Origin of the sequence: Pseudomonas sp. SWRI18, assembly GCF_014268345.1 — a bacterium.
Lineage (GTDB): Bacteria > Pseudomonadota > Gammaproteobacteria > Pseudomonadales > Pseudomonadaceae > Aquipseudomonas > Aquipseudomonas cedrina.
The window spans coordinates 178,654-198,673 of the sequence record NZ_JACCQQ010000006.1 but is presented as its reverse complement, the minus strand read 5'-3'; the positions used below and the strand labels follow the sequence as shown (position 1 = coordinate 198,673).

At 61.8% G+C, this 20,020-nt stretch carries 22 protein-coding genes; 9 read left to right on the top strand and 13 right to left on the bottom strand.

The features are described 5' to 3' along the window. Positions 1 to 199: 199 nt before the first annotated feature. Complete coding sequence (locus H0Z09_RS09720) at positions 200 to 1,615, top strand: cytosine permease (RefSeq protein ID WP_186690008.1); 1,416 nt, start codon at positions 200 to 202, stop codon at positions 1,613 to 1,615. Between the two features lie 179 nt (positions 1,616 to 1,794). Next, positions 1,795 to 2,340 (top strand): hypothetical protein, encoded by a 546-nt coding sequence (locus tag H0Z09_RS09715; protein WP_186690006.1) that lies wholly within the window; start codon positions 1,795 to 1,797, stop codon positions 2,338 to 2,340. Here H0Z09_RS09715 and H0Z09_RS09710 read toward each other — a convergent pair. Then, positions 2,297 to 2,773: a DUF488 domain-containing protein gene (locus H0Z09_RS09710; protein WP_186690004.1), complete on the bottom strand. Its 477-nt coding sequence runs from the start codon at positions 2,771 to 2,773 to the stop codon at positions 2,297 to 2,299. The genes H0Z09_RS09715 and H0Z09_RS09710 overlap by 44 nt on opposite strands. 531 nt (positions 2,774 to 3,304) lie before the next feature. Here H0Z09_RS09710 and H0Z09_RS09705 point away from each other — a divergent pair. Continuing rightward, complete coding sequence (locus H0Z09_RS09705; protein ID WP_186690003.1) at positions 3,305 to 3,598, top strand: fructose-bisphosphate aldolase; 294 nt, start codon at positions 3,305 to 3,307, stop codon at positions 3,596 to 3,598. A 480-nt stretch (positions 3,599 to 4,078) separates the two neighbouring features. After that, positions 4,079 to 4,318 carry a hypothetical protein gene (locus H0Z09_RS09700; protein WP_130925941.1) on the top strand — a complete coding sequence of 80 codons (240 nt, stop codon included), beginning with the start codon at positions 4,079 to 4,081 and terminating at the stop codon, positions 4,316 to 4,318. On the opposite strand, the gene H0Z09_RS09695 is transcribed toward H0Z09_RS09700, so the two are convergent. The 4 genes from H0Z09_RS09695 to H0Z09_RS09680 form a co-directional block, all read right to left on the bottom strand. Continuing rightward, entirely contained in the window at positions 4,315 to 4,716 is a 402-nt protein-coding gene (locus tag H0Z09_RS09695) for a DUF488 domain-containing protein (protein WP_186690001.1), read from the bottom strand. The genes H0Z09_RS09700 and H0Z09_RS09695 overlap by 4 nt on opposite strands. Before the next feature lies 1 nt (position 4,717). Then, entirely contained in the window at positions 4,718 to 5,920 is a 1,203-nt protein-coding gene (locus H0Z09_RS09690) for a YgcG family protein (protein WP_186689999.1), read from the bottom strand. A gap of 167 nt (positions 5,921 to 6,087) precedes the next feature. Next, on the bottom strand, positions 6,088 to 6,891 hold the full coding sequence (dapF, locus tag H0Z09_RS09685; RefSeq protein WP_186689997.1) for a diaminopimelate epimerase: 804 nt from the start codon (positions 6,889 to 6,891) through the stop codon (positions 6,088 to 6,090). 40 nt (positions 6,892 to 6,931) lie between these two features. After that, positions 6,932 to 7,684: a helix-turn-helix transcriptional regulator gene (locus H0Z09_RS09680; protein ID WP_186689995.1), complete on the bottom strand. Its 753-nt coding sequence runs from the start codon at positions 7,682 to 7,684 to the stop codon at positions 6,932 to 6,934. 74 nt (positions 7,685 to 7,758) lie between these two features. On the opposite strand from H0Z09_RS09680, the gene H0Z09_RS09675 reads away from it, so the two are divergent. Both H0Z09_RS09675 and H0Z09_RS09670 read left to right on the top strand, forming a co-directional pair. Then, the gene (locus H0Z09_RS09675) at positions 7,759 to 8,919 is read left to right on the top strand and encodes a cytochrome P450 (RefSeq protein ID WP_186689993.1); all 1,161 of its coding nucleotides are present in this window, start codon (positions 7,759 to 7,761) and stop codon (positions 8,917 to 8,919) included. 102 nt (positions 8,920 to 9,021) lie between these two features. After that, on the top strand, positions 9,022 to 9,519 hold the full coding sequence (locus H0Z09_RS09670) for an AAA family ATPase (protein ID WP_186689991.1): 498 nt from the start codon (positions 9,022 to 9,024) through the stop codon (positions 9,517 to 9,519). Between the two features lie 132 nt (positions 9,520 to 9,651). On the opposite strand, the gene H0Z09_RS09665 is transcribed toward H0Z09_RS09670, so the two are convergent. Beyond that, a complete protein-coding gene (locus tag H0Z09_RS09665; RefSeq protein WP_186689989.1) occupies positions 9,652 to 11,247 on the bottom strand; it encodes a L,D-transpeptidase family protein in 1,596 nt (531 codons plus the stop codon). A 37-nt stretch (positions 11,248 to 11,284) separates the two neighbouring features. Here H0Z09_RS09665 and H0Z09_RS09660 point away from each other — a divergent pair, with 37 nt between their 5' ends. Further along, a complete protein-coding gene (locus H0Z09_RS09660; protein ID WP_186689987.1) occupies positions 11,285 to 12,013 on the top strand; it encodes a murein L,D-transpeptidase catalytic domain family protein in 729 nt (242 codons plus the stop codon). A gap of 30 nt (positions 12,014 to 12,043) precedes the next feature. Continuing rightward, positions 12,044 to 12,790, top strand: a complete 747-nt coding sequence (locus H0Z09_RS09655) for a creatininase family protein (RefSeq protein ID WP_186689985.1) — start codon at positions 12,044 to 12,046, stop codon at positions 12,788 to 12,790. A gap of 132 nt (positions 12,791 to 12,922) precedes the next feature. Here the strand turns inward: H0Z09_RS09655 and H0Z09_RS09650 are convergent, their stop codons facing one another. After that, on the bottom strand, positions 12,923 to 13,264 hold the full coding sequence (locus tag H0Z09_RS09650) for a hypothetical protein (RefSeq protein WP_076950680.1): 342 nt from the start codon (positions 13,262 to 13,264) through the stop codon (positions 12,923 to 12,925). 35 nt (positions 13,265 to 13,299) lie between these two features. Next, the gene (locus H0Z09_RS09645; protein ID WP_186689983.1) at positions 13,300 to 13,956 is read right to left on the bottom strand and encodes an ATPase; all 657 of its coding nucleotides are present in this window, start codon (positions 13,954 to 13,956) and stop codon (positions 13,300 to 13,302) included. Positions 13,957 to 14,086: 130 nt separating this feature from the next. On the opposite strand from H0Z09_RS09645, the gene H0Z09_RS09640 reads away from it, so the two are divergent. Next, positions 14,087 to 14,359 (top strand): hypothetical protein, encoded by a 273-nt coding sequence (locus H0Z09_RS09640; RefSeq protein WP_186689981.1) that lies wholly within the window; start codon positions 14,087 to 14,089, stop codon positions 14,357 to 14,359. On the opposite strand, the gene yfcF is transcribed toward H0Z09_RS09640, so the two are convergent. From yfcF to H0Z09_RS09615, 5 genes are all read right to left on the bottom strand, one after another. Then, complete coding sequence (gene yfcF, locus H0Z09_RS09635) at positions 14,334 to 14,966, bottom strand: glutathione transferase (protein ID WP_186689979.1); 633 nt, start codon at positions 14,964 to 14,966, stop codon at positions 14,334 to 14,336. The two genes, H0Z09_RS09640 and yfcF, sit on opposite strands and share 26 nt — an antisense overlap. A 95-nt stretch (positions 14,967 to 15,061) precedes the next feature. Next, positions 15,062 to 15,598 (bottom strand): DUF924 family protein, encoded by a 537-nt coding sequence (locus H0Z09_RS09630; RefSeq protein WP_186689977.1) that lies wholly within the window; start codon positions 15,596 to 15,598, stop codon positions 15,062 to 15,064. Positions 15,599 to 15,960: 362 nt separating this feature from the next. After that, on the bottom strand, positions 15,961 to 18,390 hold the full coding sequence (locus tag H0Z09_RS09625) for a TonB-dependent receptor (RefSeq protein WP_186689975.1): 2,430 nt from the start codon (positions 18,388 to 18,390) through the stop codon (positions 15,961 to 15,963). A gap of 91 nt (positions 18,391 to 18,481) precedes the next feature. Continuing rightward, on the bottom strand, positions 18,482 to 19,435 hold the full coding sequence (locus H0Z09_RS09620; protein WP_186689973.1) for a FecR domain-containing protein: 954 nt from the start codon (positions 19,433 to 19,435) through the stop codon (positions 18,482 to 18,484). Next, positions 19,432 to 19,929, bottom strand: a complete 498-nt coding sequence (locus H0Z09_RS09615; protein ID WP_186689971.1) for a sigma-70 family RNA polymerase sigma factor — start codon at positions 19,927 to 19,929, stop codon at positions 19,432 to 19,434. Before H0Z09_RS09615 ends, H0Z09_RS09620 begins: the two co-directional genes overlap by 4 nt. Between the last annotated feature and the right edge of the window lie 91 nt (positions 19,930 to 20,020).

Here is a 20,020-nt window from a genome sequence, read left to right as displayed (position 1 = left end):
CGACTTTTTGTATCAATTAAGGCCCATGCAACATACCGGAGCAAAAACGCGGACGAGCGATATTTTTTAAGGTCTGTAGCAACAAACTTACTAATTTACCTGCCCGCGTCCATTGCAGATGATCGCTGCAACAACAAAGCGTCGCCCACGCGCCGCACAGCGAAGTACGTCCACGTACTCACTTGCCTTGGAGCTCGTTATGGTTACCACTGCAACATCCTCCGCCCCGCTCATCGAAAAACACACCATCGGCTACGTGCCCCTGGAAGATCGCCATGGAAAGGTCAGGGACCTGTTCACCCTGTGGTTCGGCGGCAACATCGCGCCGTTGCCGATCGTCACCGGCGCGCTGGGTGTGCAACTGTTCCACCTCAACCTGATCTGGGGCATCGTTGCCATCCTCGTCGGCCACCTGGTCGGCGGCGTGCTGATGGCGCTGCACTCGGCCCAGGGCCCGCAGATGGGCATCCCGCAGATGATCCAGAGCCGCGCCCAGTTCGGCTCCCTCGGTGCCTTGCTGGTGGTGGTGATCGCCGGCGTCATGTACATCGGCTTCTTCGCGTCCAACATCGTACTGGCGGGTAAATCCCTGCACGGCGTGGTGGATGCAGTCCCCGTGCCGGTGGGCATCGTGATCGGCGCCATCGGCTCCGGGATCATCGGCATCATCGGCTACCGCTTCATCCACGTGCTCAACCGCATCGGCACCTGGGTGCTGGGCGCGGGGATCGTGCTGGGGTTTGGCTACATCTTCACCCACGTACAAACCAGCGACTTCCTGACGCGCGGCAGCTTCAACATCTCCGGGTGGCTGGCGACGGTTTCCCTGGCCGCGCTGTGGCAGATCGCATTCGCGCCCTACGTTTCCGACTACTCGCGTTACCTGCCCGCCGACGTACCCGTCGCGTCGACCTTTTGGACCACCTACCTCGGCTCGGCCCTGGGCTCGAGCCTATCGTTCATCTTCGGCGCCGTCGCCGTGCTCGCCACGCCGGTGGGCATGGACACCATGGAAGCGGTCAAGCTCGCCACCGGCGCTATCGGGCCGTTGATGCTGGTGCTGTTCCTGCTCAGCGTGATCAGCCACAACGCCCTCAACCTGTACGGCGCGGTGCTGTCGATCATTACCCTGGTGCAGACCTTTGCGTACCGCTGGATTCCCACGGCGAAAAGCCGCGCGGTCATCTCGATCATCGTGCTGGCAGCCTGCGCGGTGGCGGCGGTGTTCGCCTCCAAAGACTTCATCGGCCACTTTGTAGACATGGTGCTGGTGTTGCTCGTGGTGCTGGTGCCGTGGACGGCGATCAACCTGATCGACTTCTACGCGATCCACAAGGGCCAGTACGACATCGCCTCGATCTTCCGCGTGGATGGCGGGATCTACGGGCGCTACAACCCGCAGGCTTTGTTGGCGTACGCGGTGGGGATCGCGGTGCAGATTCCGTTCATGAGCACGCCGCTGTATGTGGGGCCGATTTCGGAGCACATCAACGGCGCGGACCTGTCGTGGGTGGTGGGGTTGGTGGTGACGTCGCCGTTGTATTACTGGTTGGCGAGTCGGGACAGTGCGTATAAGCGTCGGATGGAGGGAGGGAAGTTGGTGGGTGGGGTTTGATCAATCAACACCTACCTTCATAGAGCATCTCAGCATCACTCGAATCAACCCCGTTGACCCGAGTGATGCAGCTTTTACTTTCAGGATTCGAAACCTTTATGCATGTGCCGTTACAAGTCTTTCTGGCAGATCTCTGATGTCCGGATACAGTTCAGAAAAGACTTGGAATACAGGTACCCATGAAACGCAAAGTTCGAATCCTGATTTTATGCAAAACCTATCCTTCGCCCAGTGCCAAATATGCTGAAACGTCGTGTGTCGCCGGCATGGACGAGAGCGGCAATCTGATACGGCTCTACCCGGTTCCCTTTCGTCTAGTTACCGGGGACCAGCAATTTGCAAAGTGGCAATGGATTGAGGCATTCATCGAAAGAAGCCCCGCTGATCGCAGGCCAGAAAGCCATAAGATTGGCATAGGCAGCATCTGCCCGGGAAAAACACTTCCCGCCGGGGATTGGCATGAACGACGCATATGGCTGGACAAGCTGAAGGTTTATGACAACTTTGACGCGCTGGAAACAGCCAGGATCGAGAGCAACGTTACGTTAGGTTTGATCAAGCCGTCACGGATTGCCGCGTTACGCATTCAGAAGTCAGCGTCCGAGAAATGGACGCCGGAGCTGATGGGCACCATCCATCGCTTTGCGGGGCAATGGTTGATTGTCAGCCTGATCTATCCGCCTAAGCGACAGACCGAAGATACACATCAGATGCGCCTGCTTTAACGGGCAGGTGCTGTGTTGTCAGGGAACCTTCCAGTTCCTCGGCTGCTTCGGCGATCAAACTGCGATGGCAAAAGCTTGCATCTGCCTCATAGCACACCATGCAAATTCGCTGGCCAAGCACACTGGACACTAACGCCTCCAGTACCGGCCCCTGCGTGCGAACATAGGCTCTGAAATCGCGGGCATAAGTGCCCCATTCGCCATCTTCCTTGTACTGCTTGCGTACCGGTTTCGGGCATCCCAACGCCCGATTGTGTTCATAACCGATACCTTCAGCGGCCAGGCGCTGAGCAAAGGCATTTTTCGAAAAACCCTTTTTGCGTGACAACGGGTACTCGCGCACGTCAAGCACCTTGTCGATACCCGCCTGTTTGAGACGTGCGATGAATGCATCTATGGTCAGGCCCTCATAGCCTGCTGTGTAAAGGGTCATGCGGATTCTCCTGGAGCCTCCCGGCACGATCAAAACTTAAAAAAGCGCCGCGACTATAACATCGGCAATTATTGACCGCGCGCCGAGGGTGACAGGCGGAGCGGATATTGCGTAACAAGCAAATGGCTCTTGTGTACAACGCGATTCAGCAAATCAACTTCGTCATCGGAACACATTCCAAACAGTGACAACCGCCTTGTCCGTCTACAACCCTCAGGTAAAACAGGGTGGGTGGGATTTGATACATCCTCTCGGTTGCGCCTGTGCGAAGGTCACTTTATAGTTCGCCCCGTCGCTGGCTTTGGTCGGCGATAGGGTTTCGCAGCCCTACAAAATAGAATCAACCTGCACAGTCATCAGACCCTCAGGCGGAGCCCGCCTGCGTCTTGTTTATGGCGGCTGTGCGTGGGAGACCTTCGGGTCTGCCGGGGGTGATTCTTCCTGGTCTGCGAACCCGCGCACAGTTGCCACCCAGTCTGTTTCGCAGCAGCAAGGTGGCAGTTCTTTTTACCCAAAATAGAATCGAACCTTATGACTAATCAAAATCCGCCCCGCCGCTTCACCCCCATGTCCCAAACCGCAACCGACTACCCGGTGCTGCTGATCGACAGCGACGCACCGCTCGGCGAGTTGCACGCCTGCGCCAGCGAGCGCTTGAACGCGGCGCTGGCCTACCTGCACCTGATGGCCTGTTCCAACGTGTCCGACTATGCCGAACACGACATCAATACCGTCGCCAACACCGCCCGGATCATGGTCCAGGATGTGGCGGATGTGTTTGCCGTGATCGAGCGGCGGGGGTTTGGTTCGCCTGCCGTGAGCTGATGTGATGTGAGCTGTGAGAGAACCCGCTTAGGCGGGTTTTCTGGTTTCCGGAGGGCTGAAAATTGCGGACTAACCGGGGAATTTAGGGTGTCTTTGCGGCCGCCTTCGCAGCCTCGCTAAAGCTCGACAGCTCCCACAGGTTCCTCTGGGAGCTCCAGGCCTCGCGGTTCTGGCCTGGCTTATGTATCGAGACGTTTGTGGCATCACGCGCTGCTCAAGACGCCAATGTGTTTCACCAAGCAGGAACCTGATGTGCGTCCCTGCTATCTGACAGCCCGCCTGCGTTTACACACAAAGATCAAAGACATGCCTGACAGCCACGCAAGCGTTTCTGTGAATGCAGTGCGAGGCGGTTTTAAGCGGTTACATACGCTTGAATCCGCCTGATTGATATGGCCCAGAAGGCCGCTGTAGCCTGCGATGCGCCCCGTCAGTTCAGGCTCCGGCGGGCGCCTATTTATCCATCAGAGAGGTAACGCCATGTCTTCAGTCACCGGTTTCAACCCCCACCTGTCCGCGTATCAAGCATTTGCAACCCGCATCGATAACGACCGGCCACGCCACAACCCGCTGGATCACACCGCAGGCGATGATGCCGAAGTCTTCGACCCCAATACGCAAAGCTGGCAACCCACCCAGGCCGCGGGTAATGGCCGATCTACCGCCCTCGGCGATCCTTACCGCGAGGCGATAGATGTCGAGATGAGGCATCCCTATTAACTCGGGAAATCCCCCTGATAACACACCGGCGAACTGCCCGCTGCACGCCGATCCAGCTCTTGCTCCAACCACTGCGCCAGCACCACCGCGTTGTTGGCTTGTGGGTCATGGGCGGCATAAATCAGCGTGAGCGTGCCGGCCTCGGCGAGGTCCAGCAGTTTCCACCAGTGGGCTGGCTGGGCGCTCAGCTCCTGGCGGTAGGCGCGGGTGAACTGTGCAAAGTTCAATGCGCCCGACTTGAACGCCTTGCGCAGTTCGGTGGATGGCGCGACGTCCTTGACCCATTCATCCAGCACCAAGGCGTCCTTGCGGCAGTTACGCGGCCACAGGCGGTCGACCAGGATGCGTTTGCCGTCGTCCGGGCTGGCAGGGTCGTAGGCCCGTTTGCATTGGATCATGTCACCAACTCCCCGACGCGCCACCACCGCCACTGGAACCGCCACCGCCTGATGAGCTGCTGCTGGAACTTGAGCTGGAACGGCTGGAGCTTGAACCAGACCCGCCCGAACCGGAGCCCGACTCGGCGATGCTCTGGACAAAAATAATAAACGCCACAACGGTGGCCAGCGGTATCGCCACCAGCCAGCCCTGGTAACCGTGCCCGAACAACATGCCTGCCGCGACGTAAATAACCACCACCGCCAGCGCACGCAGGATAAAAAAGCGCGGGCGCTTTTTCCACGAGGCCTTGATGATCAGGAACAAGCCAAAATACAGCCCCAGCACCAGCGCCACACCGAACGGCCACGCCAGCCAATGGATATAACTGACCGCCACAAACCGATTGGCCACCACCACCGCGAGAATGTAGGCCAGCAGCCCCATCACGCAATAGAACGCGGTGCGCGCCAGCCACAAGGCGCCGAAGATAGCGCCGCCCACCAGCATGGTCAGGGGCAGCACCAGCAGGTACACAGCCCATTCGTGGCCACCGGCAAATACCACCAGCGCTACCGTGCCCAAGGTCATGGTAATCAACGCGCCGCGCCAACCCAGCTTGCGCGCGGCAATCAGCACGCCGCCGACGGCACCGAGGATAAACGCCAGCAATACCGCGAATGCCTGCAGCGCACCCTCTGGCGCGGCGACCGCGGGCAGGTCACCGCCCTCCACCAGCAGCACCAGGGCATTCACGCCCTGGGACACACCGCCTGCGTAATCCCCCTGGCGAAACGCCGGCGTGATGTGTTCTTCAATGATTCGATGCGCCAACAGATCGGTGACGGTGCCCTCCAGGCCATACCCCACCTCAATGCGCACCTTGCGATCACCTTTGGCCACCACCAGCAGAATGCCGTCGTCGACGTCCTTGCGCCCCAGCTTCCAGGCGCGGAACAGTTGGTTGGCGTAGTCCTCGATGCTGGCCTCGCCCGTGGTGGGCACCAGCAACACTGCAACCTGTGCGCCTTTGCGCTGTTCAAGATCGGCGAGCTGGCTTTTGAGCCGCTCGGTGGTGCCGCTGTCGAGGGTGCCGGTGAGGTCGATCACCCGCTGGTCGAGGGCGACCCCGAGGGGCGAAGTGTCAGCCTGGGCGGTCATCAACAGACCGGCGCACATACATACCAACAGACTCAAAGCCACTTGCCGAGACCACCGCAGCATATTTGTTACCTGAAGTTTCTTCCGAAGCCGTGGACTGTAACCTATCCGCGCCATGGGCGCGTGCCCCAGAGTTTGTGTGCAAAACGTGCGCGAGCTGGCCAGGGTTCACGCGAGGATGTGGCGGTGAGTGCCTGCGCCACACACGGCACCACGCTTACCGTCACGGTTCAGCCTACGTAAGCGCTGCCCTGCATCACCGGTTCGACACTGCCGGTCAATACGACCCCACCCTCGCCTGCCCACTGCACCGTGACCGTGCCGCCATCGCACTGCACCCGCACCGTGGCATCCAGCAATCCACGCCGGATGCCATTAACCACCGCCGCGCAGCAACATGAACCGCTGCCCAGCGGCGTACCGCCGCCACGCTCCCAGATGCGCAGACGGATATGCCCTCGGTCGAGCACCTGCACGAAATGCACATTGGTCTTCGCCGGAAACAACGGGTGGACCTCCAGCGCAGGGCCCAAGGCCGCCACATCGACAGTCGCGATGTCCTTAACGAAAAACGTACAGTGCGGATTGCCCATGCCGCACGCCGCCGGGTCGCCTTCGATGGGCAAGTTGCGCGTATCCAGCGCTTCGGCCAACGGCACCGCCGCCCAGTCCAGCGACGGCTCGCCCAAGTTCACTGACACCTGCCGGCCCGGTGCACGCACGCAGGTGAGCAAACCGCGATCGGTGCGCAGCACGACTGAATCGGCGCCGGCTTCATGCATCAGGCGATCGGCCACTCCGCGCGTGGCGCTGCCGCAGGTTTGCAGCGGCGTGCCGTCGGCGTTCCAGAACTGGATACGCGCGGCGGCATCCTCGCAGTCGAGCACCACAGCCAGCTGGTTGAAGCCGATCCCGGTGTGGCGGTCGCCCAATTGGCGGGCGATTTGCGCCGTGATGGGATCGTGCAGGCCTCGGCGATCGATGATGACGAAGTCATCGCCATGGGCGTGCATCTTTACGAATGGCAGGGGCATGGGCGGTTGTCCTGTGGGTGGCGTGTCATCCGGGCCGTTTTCAGTAAAAGCTGGGCAGTGCCATTGGTTGAGAAGGTCCGGCCCGTTCGGCGTTTTCAAGCAGGATCCCGAATCGCTCAGCCAGCGCCTTGCGGCCTGTGGAGGTCAATGCAAGCGCCCGACTGTCGAGGTCCTGGATAACCCAGCCGCGGCGGATGACGGCCTGCAGAACAGCCGCGCCGAGCGCGCCGGCAAGATGAGGGCGCCGCATGCTCCAGTCCAGGCACGAGCAGGCGAAACGACGTCGCTGCGCCCTGACCTTGTCTGTGTCGATACCGAGTTCGGCCATGGCTGTTTCGCCGGTCGCTGTCAGTGTGTAAGCGCCCTCCCCGGCAACGGTCGGTGCCAACCAACCCGACACCATGAAATGGTCGTGAAGCCGCACCGCCAAGGTACCTGCCATGTGGTCATAACAGGTACGCGCGAACTGCAATCGGGTGGGCGTTGCGCACACAAAGCGTGAGTCCACGTTCTGGCCGATGACCATCAGCGTCTCGATAGCCTGGGCCACTTGCGCGTCCGCCAGGCTGTAGTAGCGATGCCGGCCCTGCGTATGCAGCCTGATCAACCCATCCTCTTTGAGTCTTGCCAGGTGCGCGCTGGCCGTGGAGGCACTCACCTCGGCAATCACGGCCATTTCGGTACTGGTGCGGGCGTGACCGTCCATCAGCGAACAGAGCATTTTCGTTCTTGCAGGTTCGGCGATGGCGCCGGCTACCCGAGAAACTGCGCTGTCGTTACCGAGGGCATCCATATTTCGTTCCTGAGCGAATCATCGGGTTCAAAGGTGTTCGATAGTAGCGGTTCTTCGTCGACAGGACCTACGCAATGACGCCTTTTGAAGCGGTTACACAGGCTGATCCCTACGTTTATTACGCGAGTCTCAGGCAGCAGAACGGTCTGCTATTCGATACGTCTCTGCGCTTATGGATTGCGAGCAGTGCCAACGCGGTCGAAGCCGTGCTGAGGCATCCCGACTGCTGGGTACGCCCCTTGAACGAGCCTGTGCCAGCGGCCATTGCGCAAAGCGCCGCAGGCAGGGTTTTCGGCCGGTTGATGCGCATGAACGAGGGCGCGCGGCACCTGTGCCCGAGAATGGCGATCGAACCGGCGCTGGCGGCCGTCGCCCCGCAAGGCCTTGCAGGCACTGTGTCACGCGTGGTCGAGGGCCTCGATAATCCGGGCGATAACCTTGATCAGTTGATGTTCACGTTACCGGTGTGCGTCATTGCATCGGTGATCGGCGTCCCGCCCCGCCAGCTACTTGAGGTTGCCAAGCTGACCCGGGATTTCGTCGCCTGCCTGTCGCCGCTGAGCGACGACGTTCAGCTCGGCGAGGCCAATGGCGCGGCCACTCGGCTCAGCCAGGTATTCAGTGAGCTGCTCAATAAAGACGCTGAAGGTAGCTGCTTGTTGAGCGCGCTGCGCAACAGCGGTGAAACCCGTGCCTGGGAGGATCGTGATGGGTTGATTGCTAACCTGATCGGCCTGGTGTCACAGACCTGCGAGGCCACCGCCGGCCTGATCGGCAATAGCCTGGTTGCGCTCCAGCGTCAGCCTGACCTGCTGGAAACCCTGCGAGCCACGCCACTGCTGGCTGCGGAGTTAGTGGCAGAGGTGGCGCGTTTCGACCCGGCGGTGCAGAACACGCGGCGGTTCGTGGCCAAGCGATGCACGGTCGAGGGCCGCGTCCTGGAAGCGGGCGATAGCGTTCTGGTGTTGCTCGCTTCAGCCAACAGAGACCCCGCCGCGAACCCGGACCCCGATCGTTTCTTGCTCAATCGCGCTGGACGGCGCACCTTCGGTTTCGGCTCGGGAAGACATGAGTGTCCCGGCCGCCAACTGGCAGGGAGCATCGCCGCCGAGGCGATTCTGGCATGGCTGCATCGGCAGCCGGCCGCATCTGCCCGTGTCTATCAATGGCGCTACCTGCCCTCCCTGAATGGCCGCATCCCGCAGTTCGATCAGGATCGGCGCCCCCAACCCTGATCGCCGCCATTGTCCAAGCATGGCCAAACACGCGACAATCCCAGCGTTGCGTTGACGCTGCGACCTGCCCAGACTCAATTGAACACTCACCCGGAGTGCCCCATGCTCATCGTCTTCAGCGGCCTGCCCGGCACAGGCAAAACCACGATTGCTCGAGCACTGGCACAGCATATCAGCGCCGTTTACCTGCGTATCGACCTGATCGAACAGGCCATTCGCGATGCCGGCGTGCTGGCGGGCGATGTGGGTACCAGCGGCTACGGCGTGGCGAATGCGTTGGCGCTGAGTAACCTGCGCTCGGGCCAAACGGTGGTCGCCGATTGCGTGAACCCGGTCAGGGAGAGCCGCGAAGCGTGGAAGCGCGTGGCGGCAACGGCAGGCGTGGCGTTGCTGGATGTCCAGGTGATTTGCTCGGACCGGCAGGCGCATCAACGGCGAGTCGAGACCCGCGCGGGCGATATTCCCGGCCTGGTTCCGCCCACGTGGCCATCCGTTCTGGCGCATGAGTACGAGGAGTGGGATGAGGTGCCGGTCACGCTCGATACCGCCCTGCTCACACCGGACCAGGCTGTCGCACTAATCCTGACGCGCCTTCTGTAGTGAGCGGGCTTGCCCCGCGCTGGGTGGCGAAGCCGCCCCAATAAGAACACCGTATTACCCCAGTTATAACGCATTGCCTTATTTAGGGCGGCTTCGCCACCCAGCGCGGGGCAAGCCCGCTCACTACAAGAGTCAGAGCACACTGCCCATCGCCTTCATCAACACCAGATCCCGCGCGTAAATATCCGGCGCATACACCAAGCCGCCCTGGCGATCGACCTCCACCGTCCAGTAACCCAGCAACACCGGCACCGGGGTCGCCAGCCTGAACTCGTGGGTCACGCCGGTGGCCAGCAGTTCATCGGTGCGTGCGCGTTCGGCCGGGCTTACCAGCAAATCCCTTAATAACAAGGGCTGCTCGACCCGCACACAGCCCGAGCTGAACGCCCGTGGCCCTTTGGTGAACAGCGGCTGGCTCGGCGTGTCGTGCAGGTACACCGAATACGGGTTGGGGAAGCGCATCACGATCTTGCCCAGCGGGTTGCGCGGGCCGGCTTCCTGGCGCAGCAGGATATTGCCGGGGCGCGCCCAGTCGATCAGTTCGGGCGCCAGCGGGTGGCCTTCGGCGTCGAGCACTTGCAGGTTTTGCTGGCGCAGGTATTCCGGGTTCAGGCGGATGGCCGGGAGCTTGTCCTCGCGCATGATGGTGGGCGGGATGGTCCAGGTCGGGTTGAGGGTCAGCCGCGTGATCCGGGATTTGAGCAGAGGCGTCTGGCGTTCCGCGCGCCCCACTTGCAGGCGCGTTTGCCATACGGGAATGCCGCTCTGGTAGACGCTCAGTTGCGCGGCGGCCACGTTGACCAGCACGCCTTCGGGCTCCAGGTCCTGGGCCAGCCAGCGGAAGCGTTCGAGGTTGATGCGCAGTTGCTCGCGGCGGATCGACGGGCTGATGTTGAGTTCGGCCACGGTGCCGGCGCCAATCACGCCATCGGCCTGCAACGAGTGGCTGAGCTGGAAGGCCTTGACCGCCTTGACCAGTTCGTCGCGGTATTGCTGGCCGCTGGGCGCCTCGGCGAGGTAGCCACCGTTGACCAGGCGCTGTGCCAGTTCCGGCACGCGTGGGTCTTCCATGCCGGGGCGCAACAGCGGGCCGCTGGCGACCGGGCCCCAATGCGGCAACGGCTGCTGGCGCACACTGGAATAGGCGTTGCGCAGGCTGCGGTACAAATCGGCACTGGGCCTTGCCTGGTCGAATGCCTGGACCATGTCCTGCAGGCCCAGCGCGGCGAAGGCCAGCACCTCGGTGTCGGGGTCGCGGTCCGGCGGCCGGGAATGCCACAGCGGCTCGAAGCGCGATTGCTGCAGGCGTCCGTAATGCAGGTCGTGCAGGGCTTGCAGGTAGCGCTGGCTGATGTCGATATCGCTGCACAGCACATTGGCCGCGGCATCCACGGCGGGCAGGCTATAGTGGGTGGGGTCCAGGCCGTCGTCGGCAAGCATCAGCAACTGGGATTGCAGCGCTTGGCGGCGTTCATCGGCAGACCACAGCGGCGCATTGCCCTGCTGTTGGTAGAAAACTTGCAGGCGCAATTGGCCGGCGACGTCGATCTGCGGCGCCAGGCCGGGGCAGACACTGGGCAGTTGCGCCAGGGCCTGTTGCACCGGGGCCAGGTCCACCGGCGCAGGCATGGCGACCGGCAACGGTTCTGCCGGCCGCGCTTGGGCTGTGGCGACCAATGGTGCAACGAGCAGGCAAATGCTCAAGTAACATGCGTGTTTTTTGAACAAGACTTGCTCCAATCCACAGTGGGGGGTTGTACTGTAGATGCTGACTTTCATGTGCCGGGTCACGATGTCCGCCCTGGGCCTGTTCACCCTGAGCCTGGCTATGTTGAGCAATTCTGCGCTCGCCGCCAATGGCACCCCTCCTTCCTTGTATAGCAGCCTGGCGCGATCGGCTCCAGAACTCAATCCCACGGTGCTCAAAAGCGCACTGAGCGCGGTGCAATGCGCGGTCAACAATGGCGAAGAACGCTCCGAGCGCCTGGCCGTGATTGATTATTCCCAGCCTTCGACCGCCCGTCGCCTGTGGATTTTCGACCTGCGCAAGAAAACCCTGGTCCTGCGTGACCTGGTGGCCCATGGCGCCAAGTCCGGGGAAAACTTCGCCACCGAGTTTTCCAATCTCGAAGGCAGTCACCAATCCAGCCTGGGCCTGTTCCGCACCCAGGAAAGTTACCTGGGCACCCACGGTTACTCGCTGCGCATGGACGGCCTGGAACCGGGCTTCAACGACCTGGCCCGCGACCGCGCGATTGTGATCCACGCCGCCGATTACGTCAGCCCGCTGTGGAGCAAACGCGAAGGCCGCATCGGCCGCAGCCAGGGTTGCCCGGCCGTGCGCCCGCAAGTCGCGCGCCAAGTGGTGGACAAGCTCAAGGATGGGCAGTTCATGTTCTCGTGGTACCCGGACCAGCGCTGGCTGAAGTCGTCGACCTACCTCAATTGCAAACCCCAGCAGGTGGCCAGTAGTCGTACAATCCGTGGCGGTTAGCCTGTCTTCATCGATAAAAGAGAGCGTCGAATGCTTCTACACACGTCCACCTGGATTGAGATCGGTCAGTTCCTGGAGCGCAGCCGCACGGTGGTGATCCCCATCGGCTCCAACGAGCAGCATGGCCCCACCGGCCTGTTGGGCACCGACTGGATGTGCCCGGAAATCATCGCCCATGAGGCGCAGAAGAACGCCGACATCCTGATCGGCCCGACCTTCAATATCGGCATGGCCCAGCATCACCTGGGCTTTCCCGGCACCATTTCGCTGCGCCCCTCCACCTTTATCGCCGCCATTGGTGATTGGGTGCGCTCGCTGGCCGGGCATGGTTTCGACAAGATTCTGTTTCTGAACGGCCATGGCGGCAATATCGCCACCATCGAAGCGGCGTTCTCCGAGCTGTACGCCGAAGCGAGCTTCGCCCGCCGCCCGGCCGGGTTTGCGCTGAAACTGGTGAACTGGTGGGACCTGGAAGGCGTGACCGACCTGGCCCAGCGCCAATTCCCGGTCGGCCATGGCAGCCATGCCACGCCGTCCGAGATCGCGGTGACGCAGTGGGCGTACCCGGATTCGATCAAGACCGCCGACTACTCGCCGCGAATCGCCAATACCGGGCCGATCCGTGAAGCGCTGGACTTTCGCGCACGGTTTCCTGATGGGCGTATGGGGTCCGATCCGGCGTTGGCGACGGTGGAGAAAGGTGGGGAATTGGTGGCGCTGGCTGCGCAAGGGCTGATCAAAACAGTTAACGCATTCAGCAACGAAGCCAAACCCTGAGCCTTACACCAATCCAAAATGTGGGAGCGGGCTTGCTCGCGAATACGGAGTGTCAGACCCGAATGAGCTAACTGACACACCGCCTTCGCGAGCAAGCCCGCTCCCACATTTGGGGCTATGCGGCGTCGGCAGCTATATGCATTCCTGCGCAGCAAGCTCCAGCCGCGACGGCTTGATCGCCGAGGCCAACGGCTTGCGTTCATACAGGAACACCTTGCCGCCCTCCTGGGACTTGTAGGCTTCCAGTACATCATCGGCGGCAAACTTGCTGGTCAACAGCACTTTGGCGTGGCGCGAGTTCTGCGTCACGGTGGAGGTGATGCCATGCTTTTCCAGCTTGGGCAGCACACATTTCACATAGGCCTCGGGGTCCTTGGCGGTCTGCAGGGTCAGTGTCGGAGCGTTGGGGGCGGACACACACCCCGCCAGCAACAGGGAACCAAAGGCCAAGCCCGGGGCGAAAAAAGCGCGCATGAAAAATTCCTGACTATAAAAAATAAAAGTTCACATCAACCCGCACGTTGCCCAGCGTGAAGCAGCGCCTTGAGCGACGCATCGAACTGCTTCAAGGCGTCGAGCTGCACATCCCGCTGCTGCTCGATCTGCGCGGCAACTTCCGGCGCGGCCTTGTCATGCACCCACACCGACGGCACCTGCTTGTGCACCGCGCCCTCGGCCTTGGCGATGTATTGCAGGTTCGCGTCGTAGAACCGCGCAATAAACCGCGCCTCGACCTGATCGTTACGCTGGGTCAGCAGTTGGTTATGGGTATCGAGCATCACCACCACGTCGGGGCGAGCCTGCACCAGGGCGTCCAGGTTGTCGTACACGGTGACCGACAAAAAAGTGCCTTGCAGCGAGCTCATCAACCAATCGATGGCCAGCTCCGGGTCGGAGCTGTTGACGAACGCCTGGCGGATACGCCCGTCGAGGGCATCCTTGGCGCCATTCAAGGCCATGTCGTGGTAGCGTTCAAGGTAGCTGAGATTATCGCGGGTATTATCGCTCAACAACACACCCACCGATTGCGCATGCTGCAGGGAGTTTACGCTACCGACGATAGGTAGCAAATGGCCTGCATGCAAATCATCGGCGATCGCCGCGTTGTTGATCACGACAGTGCCCAGCATCACCATCATTAAAGCCAGCTGAATAAACGTCCTCATCGCGCATTTCCTTGAAAGCGTCTCGATGGGGCGATTTTGCGCTTTTGCTGCAAAAACAGAACTTGCGATCCGTGATGGTGACTATTATCTGAACCGATAGTGCACCTATAAAACCTATAAGGACCACGCCATGAAGCCCCACCAGAAAACCTTCGACCGCATCCGCGAAGCCGTCCTGCCGGAATTTCGTGAGCGGGTCGCCGATTATCTGGCCGACTATGAAGGCGTGCTGCAAGACCCCGCCGTTGACGCCACCCAATTCCAGGCCAGCGCCCATCAGCTGCGCGGTTACCTGCGTGGCTTGAACACCACGCGGGTGCTGGGCATGGCGGATTGGGAAGACCTGGACCGGCGCGTCGCGCAAATGGCCCAAAGCCCTACAGCGCAGGGCGTTGCAGGTTGACCCACGCCTGCACGGACGGGCGCTGCCACTGGCGTTGCGCGTAATCCACCAGTTCGGCCGGTACCTGATCGCCATTGAGAATCAGGCGGTTGAGCATCACCGCCAGGTCCACGTCGACAATCGACCACTCGCCGAACAGATACGCCGCATTACCCGCCAACAGTGTCTGCGCGGCGCTGATCAACTTGGCGGCTGCCGCTTCGGCCGCGGGTGACAACGGCGGCATTTTCTGCCCGTAGAACACCACCAGCGTCGAGCGCTCCTGGCGGATCGGCAGCAAATCGCTGCGCAGCCACGCCTGCACCTGCCGCGCCCTCGCCCGCTGCCGGGTGTCAGCCGGGTACACCGGCGTCTGCGGGTGAACCTCTTCCAGATACTCCGTGATCGCCGACGACTCCGACAGCGCGAAGTCACCGTCCACCAGCGTCGGCACACGCCGGGTCAGGGACAGTTGGGCAAAGTCAGCCGCCAGCTGCTGCGCGGCGTCCAGGTCCAAGGTGAGCGTGTCGAAAGCCAGGCCTTTTTCCCGCAGGGTGACGAACACCGACAGGGCGTAGGGGCTGGTGAACATGTGATCAACATACAGACGTAACGCACGCTGGCTCATAACGAATCTCCTTGAGTGAGCCACCACGCTACGAGATGTGCGATGAGAAAGACAATGCGCTGTTTTTATGGGGGCATTCCTTGGTGGAATACCGCTTAACCCGCGAACCCACCCTCGTCCAGAAACGCTTGCTCGTCAGCGGTGGAGGCTCTGGCCAGCACGTCATTACGGTGGGGGAAGCGACCGAACCGCTGGATAATTTCGGCATGTTGTTTGGCCCACCGGTAGGTGTTGGCATCCAGTGGGTGGTTGAGGGTCAGCGACCGCTGCTGGTCGGCCGGGTCTTCCGAATGTTCGAACGGCAGGTAGCAGAACGCACGCAACGACGGCTCGATCTGCTGATCCAGGCCGGCGTCGACCATGCGCTGGGCGTAAAGCCGTGCCAGTGGGTCGGTGGCGAACATATGGGCGGTGCCACGAAATGCATTGCGCGGGTATTGGTCGAGCAGGATCAGCAACGCCAGCGCCCCTTGCGCCGAGTCCAGCCAGCTTTCCAGCTCACGCCGGGCGGCTTGCAGATGGGCGGTGTGGAAGGTGTCGCGGAAACTGGCGTCGAAGGCTGCGTTCTTGGCGAACCAGCGTTTGGGGCCGGCTTGTTTCCAGAAGTCGATGACGGCGTGTGGGGTGGTCATGGTCAGGGCCTGCGCAGACGATTTCGTCTGACCGTATCAGAATCCAGGGCACGGCGAGGATCAAATGTGGCTGGCTTGCCTGCGATAGCCATAGGTATCTACACAACTTTGGCTCGACGCTGAAACCCAGTGAACAGCGGCTTCTGTGGCGAGCGGGCTTGTCCCGCGTTGGACTGCGAAGCAGCCCTAAAATCGGGCTCTGCGGAATGTCTGATACACCGCATTCTCCTTACTGGGGCTGCTTCGCAGCCCAACGCGGGACAAGCCCGCTCGCCACAACAGCCCGTTCTCTGGGGTTTCAGCGTCAAGATACCTATGCGCCTCGCAGGCAAGCCAGCTCCCACATTGATTTGGGTCTTGCTTTAGAAATCAACAGTGGCCGACAGCTTGACCGTACGCGGCTCACCCTGGGTCAGATAATTGTTGGTCGTCGACGCCGACGCCCAATACGCCTTGTTCGCCACGTTCTCGACGTTGGCGCGCAAGGTGATGTACTTGTCGTCAGCCTTGAAGCCATAGCGGGCGCCGAGGTCGACGCGGGTCCAGGCGGGGATGCTCAGGGTGTTGCTGGCGTTGACGTATTCGCCACCGGTGCGCAGCAGTCGCGCGTTGACGGCGGCGCCCTGCAGGCCGGGAATGTCCCAGTCGGCGCCGACGTTGTACTGGAAGCGCGGCACGCCGGCGGCGCGGTTGCCGTCACTCAGACCGTTGGAGGTATTGTTCAACTCAGTGTTCATCCAGGTCGCACCGGCCAGCAGGCGCAGGCCGTCAAGCGGTTCGCCGAAGACGTTCAGCTCAACGCCCTTGTTGATTTGCTCACCGTCGACGCTGAAGGTGCTGGTGCCATTGGCATTGGTGTTGGTGGCGCTGCTCGGCTGCTCGATGCGGTAGACGCCCAAGGTCGCGCCAAAGGTATCCCAATCCAGCTTGACCCCCGCCTCCGTCTGTTTGCTGCGGTTAGGCGCAAACACCTCGCCGGGGTTGGTGACGTTGGTCAACGGCGCAGTCGGCCCCTGGGCCAGCCCTTCGATACGGTTGGCGTAGAACGACACGTGCTCCCAGGGTTTGACCACCAGCCCATATACCGGCGTGGTGATGGTCTCGGCATAGTTGGCATTGCGCACACCGGTGGTGGTGTTCCAGCCATCCACTTCGATGGTCTGGCGCCGCACGCCGAGTGTCAGCAACACGCGGTCATCGATAAAGCCCAGGGTGTCGGACACAGCGGCGCTTTTGATGCGGTTCTTGCCTACGATGCGCGGGTCATGGATATCGCCGCCGAAGTAAGTGACCGAAGGACGCGGAATCTGCACCGGGTTGTACAGATTGCCCGGCTGACGATTGGCCTGGGTGATCGCTTCAAACGCCGAACGCTGCTCCCCCCAGATGCCGGACAAACCGACGTTGACTTGGTGGGTCACCGGTCCGGTATTGAAGTGCCCGTTCAGGCCGGCCATGGCGCTCTTGTTGTCTTCGTCATGGGGCGAGTACAAAAAGCCCACGCGGCCACTGCCATCGTTGCCCACGTACAGCGACGAATACTGGCCATTCTCCCGTGTGTGCTTGGCGCCGCCGCCTACGTAGGCGGTCCAGCTTTCATTCAAGTCGTACTCGGCGTTGAACATGCCGTAGGTGTCTTCCAACTCGGACCAACTCCAGTCCTGGGCGTAGTTGTGCCTGGCCGATGGCGCCTTCGGCACCTTGCTGCCATTGGGATACACCACGGAACGGCCATTGTTGATGCGCTCTTTTTGGTAGCCGAAATCGGTGGACACGCGCAGGCGATCACCCCGGTAATCCAGGGCGACCGCCACCAGTTGCGAGCTTTTGAATTCGTCTTCGATGGCCGTGTCGCCGCCATGCCTGGCCAGGTTGACGCGCGCGCCGAAGCGGTTGTCTTCGCCGAACCGCTGGCCCAGGTCGAGGTGGCCGCCGCGCTGGCCATCGGTGGTGGTGTCGAGGGTGATGCTGCGGGTGGGTGTGTCTTCGGCGCGCTTGGGCACCAGGTTGACGCTGCCGCCAATGCCGCTGCCCGCCGGCGACACGCCGTTGACGAACGCATTGGGGCCCTTGAACAATTCGACCCGCTCCAATGCTTCGGTGGTGATGATCTGCCGTGGCAGTACGCCGTACAGGCCGTTGAAGGCAATGTCATCGGTATTCAGCGGCAGCCCGCGAATGGTAAATACCTGGGAAAAATTGCCGAAGCCTGACGACTGGCGCACCGACGCGTCATTGAGCAGCACATCCCCCACGGTGCGCGCCTGCTGGTCAGCGATGGTCTTGGCGGTATAGCTGACCACACTGAACGGCACGTCGTTGATCGAGCGATTGCCCAACACGCCCAAACGCGCCGAACGCGCGACCTGGCCACCGGCATAGGTATCCGCCTGCGCGCCGCTGTCGCCGCTGATGGTGGTCGCACCCAGTTGCAGCGCATCGCCCGTTGCTTCGGGCACCAGGGTGTAACCGTTCGCACCGGTGCTTTGCAGCGTATAACCGCTGCCTTGCAGCAACTGCATGAGGCCCGACTGCGCAGTGAAGCTGCCCTGCAAACCGGCGCTTTGCTGGCCGTTGAGCAGCGTGGAATCAAATGAAAGCGGCACGCCGGACATCGCCGCGAACTGCGCCAGCACATTGCCCAACGGCCCCGGCGCAATGCTGTAGCCGCGCGCCGCGCTGGCCGACCCCGTGTCCGCCGCCACGGCGCTGTGCAACGGTGCGATGGCCGCAAGGGCGATGGCCAGGCTCAAGGCCTTCAAAGGGCGGATGGGGTGCGGTGTGAAGGTCATGGGCATTCCTGTCGGCGCGGTGCGATGTTGAGGGTTCTTCCCTTACACCGGGCGACAACGAAAAAGGTATCAGCAACGGTCGACAATAATCTCAGCGCGGCTCTAGGGTCACCCAGTAACCGGTCAAGCTGCTGACCTTGACCGGCAAGGTGTCCTGCAGCAGGCGCAGGCTGGCGTCGGTGTCGCGCAGGGGAAACGCCCCGGACACGGTCAGCCCGGCCACACTGGCGTGACAACGCAGCACGCCGTGACGGTAACGCCCCAGCTCATCGAGCAGATCGGCCAGGCGCATGTGCTGGGCCAGCAGCATGCCGTTTTCCCAGGTCGTCGCACTGATATCCAATGGCTGCACCGCCTGCACGGTGTCGCTGCCAAAGGCACTTTGTTCACCAGCCTTGAGCACCCGCCCGGCGCTGGCGTGCTGCGGCAACATTTCTACCGCGCCCTCAAGCACTGCCACGCGGCTGCTCTGCTCGTCCACCCGTACGCTGAAATGTGTGCCCAGGGCGCGGGCGGTGCCGTGGCGGGTCTGCACGATAAACGGGCGATGGGTCGGTGCGGGGTCTTTGGCGGTGGTGACCTTCACTTCGCCCTGCAACAGGTCGATGCGTCGCACCTGATCGGTGAAGGCGATATTCAGCGAGCTGGCGGTGTTGATCAGCAGGTGCGTGCCGTCGGGCAAGCTGACGTTGCGTTGCTCGCCCACTGCGGTGTGCTGGTCGGCGGTCCATGGCTGCCACGGTTTTTGCCGGTACGCCAGCCAGCTCGCCGGCCCCGCCAGCAACAACAGCCCGAGCGCTTGCCGCCGGCCCAGGGATTTTTTGCGGCCGATGCGCTTGAGGGTATCGCCGGCAATCGCGGCCGGCACGCTGTCGAAATCCTCCAGGATCGCCTGCGCGCGTTGCCAGGCCAGGGCGTGCTGGGCGCTGCGGCCCTGCCATTGGGCGATGGCGCGGCGGTCGTCGTCGGTGGCGCTGCCGGATTGCAGCTGCACCATCCAATCGGCGGCTTCGCCGAGAATCTGCGGGTCGATGGAGGGGGTCATGCCACGCTCAGGCACGCAAGGAATGCGTCGCGCATGTAGCGTTTGACCGAGACCAGCGACACCGCGAGCTCATCGGCGATCTGTTGGTAGGTGAGGCCATCGATCTGCGACATCAGAAAGGCTTGGCGGGTTTTCACCGGCAAGTCGCGCAGCATGGCTTCGATGCGGTACAGCGCTTCGAGGATCAGCCAGCGGGTTTCCGGCGACGGAACCTCCTGCTCGGGCAGGTGCGCGATGGTCTCCAGGTAGGCGCGCTCGACTTCCTGGCGGCGCCAGCTGTCGATCATCAAGCCCTTGGCGATATGGGTAAGCAACGCGCGCGGCTCGCTGCCGAAACCGGCGCCGTTCTGGCGGGTGAGCAAGCGCATGAACGTATCGTGGGCCAGGTCGGCCGCATCGCTGGCATTGCCCAACTTGCGGTCGAGCCAGCGGTACAACCACCCGTGGTGTTCGCAGTACAAATCCTGGATAGGCCGATTGAGGGAGGACGACATGCAAATCACCGGCGCGCTGGCCAAGGAGTAATTAAGAATTGATCGCATTCTAATCGGAGCAACGAATCGCGGCAACGCGCAAATTAATGTT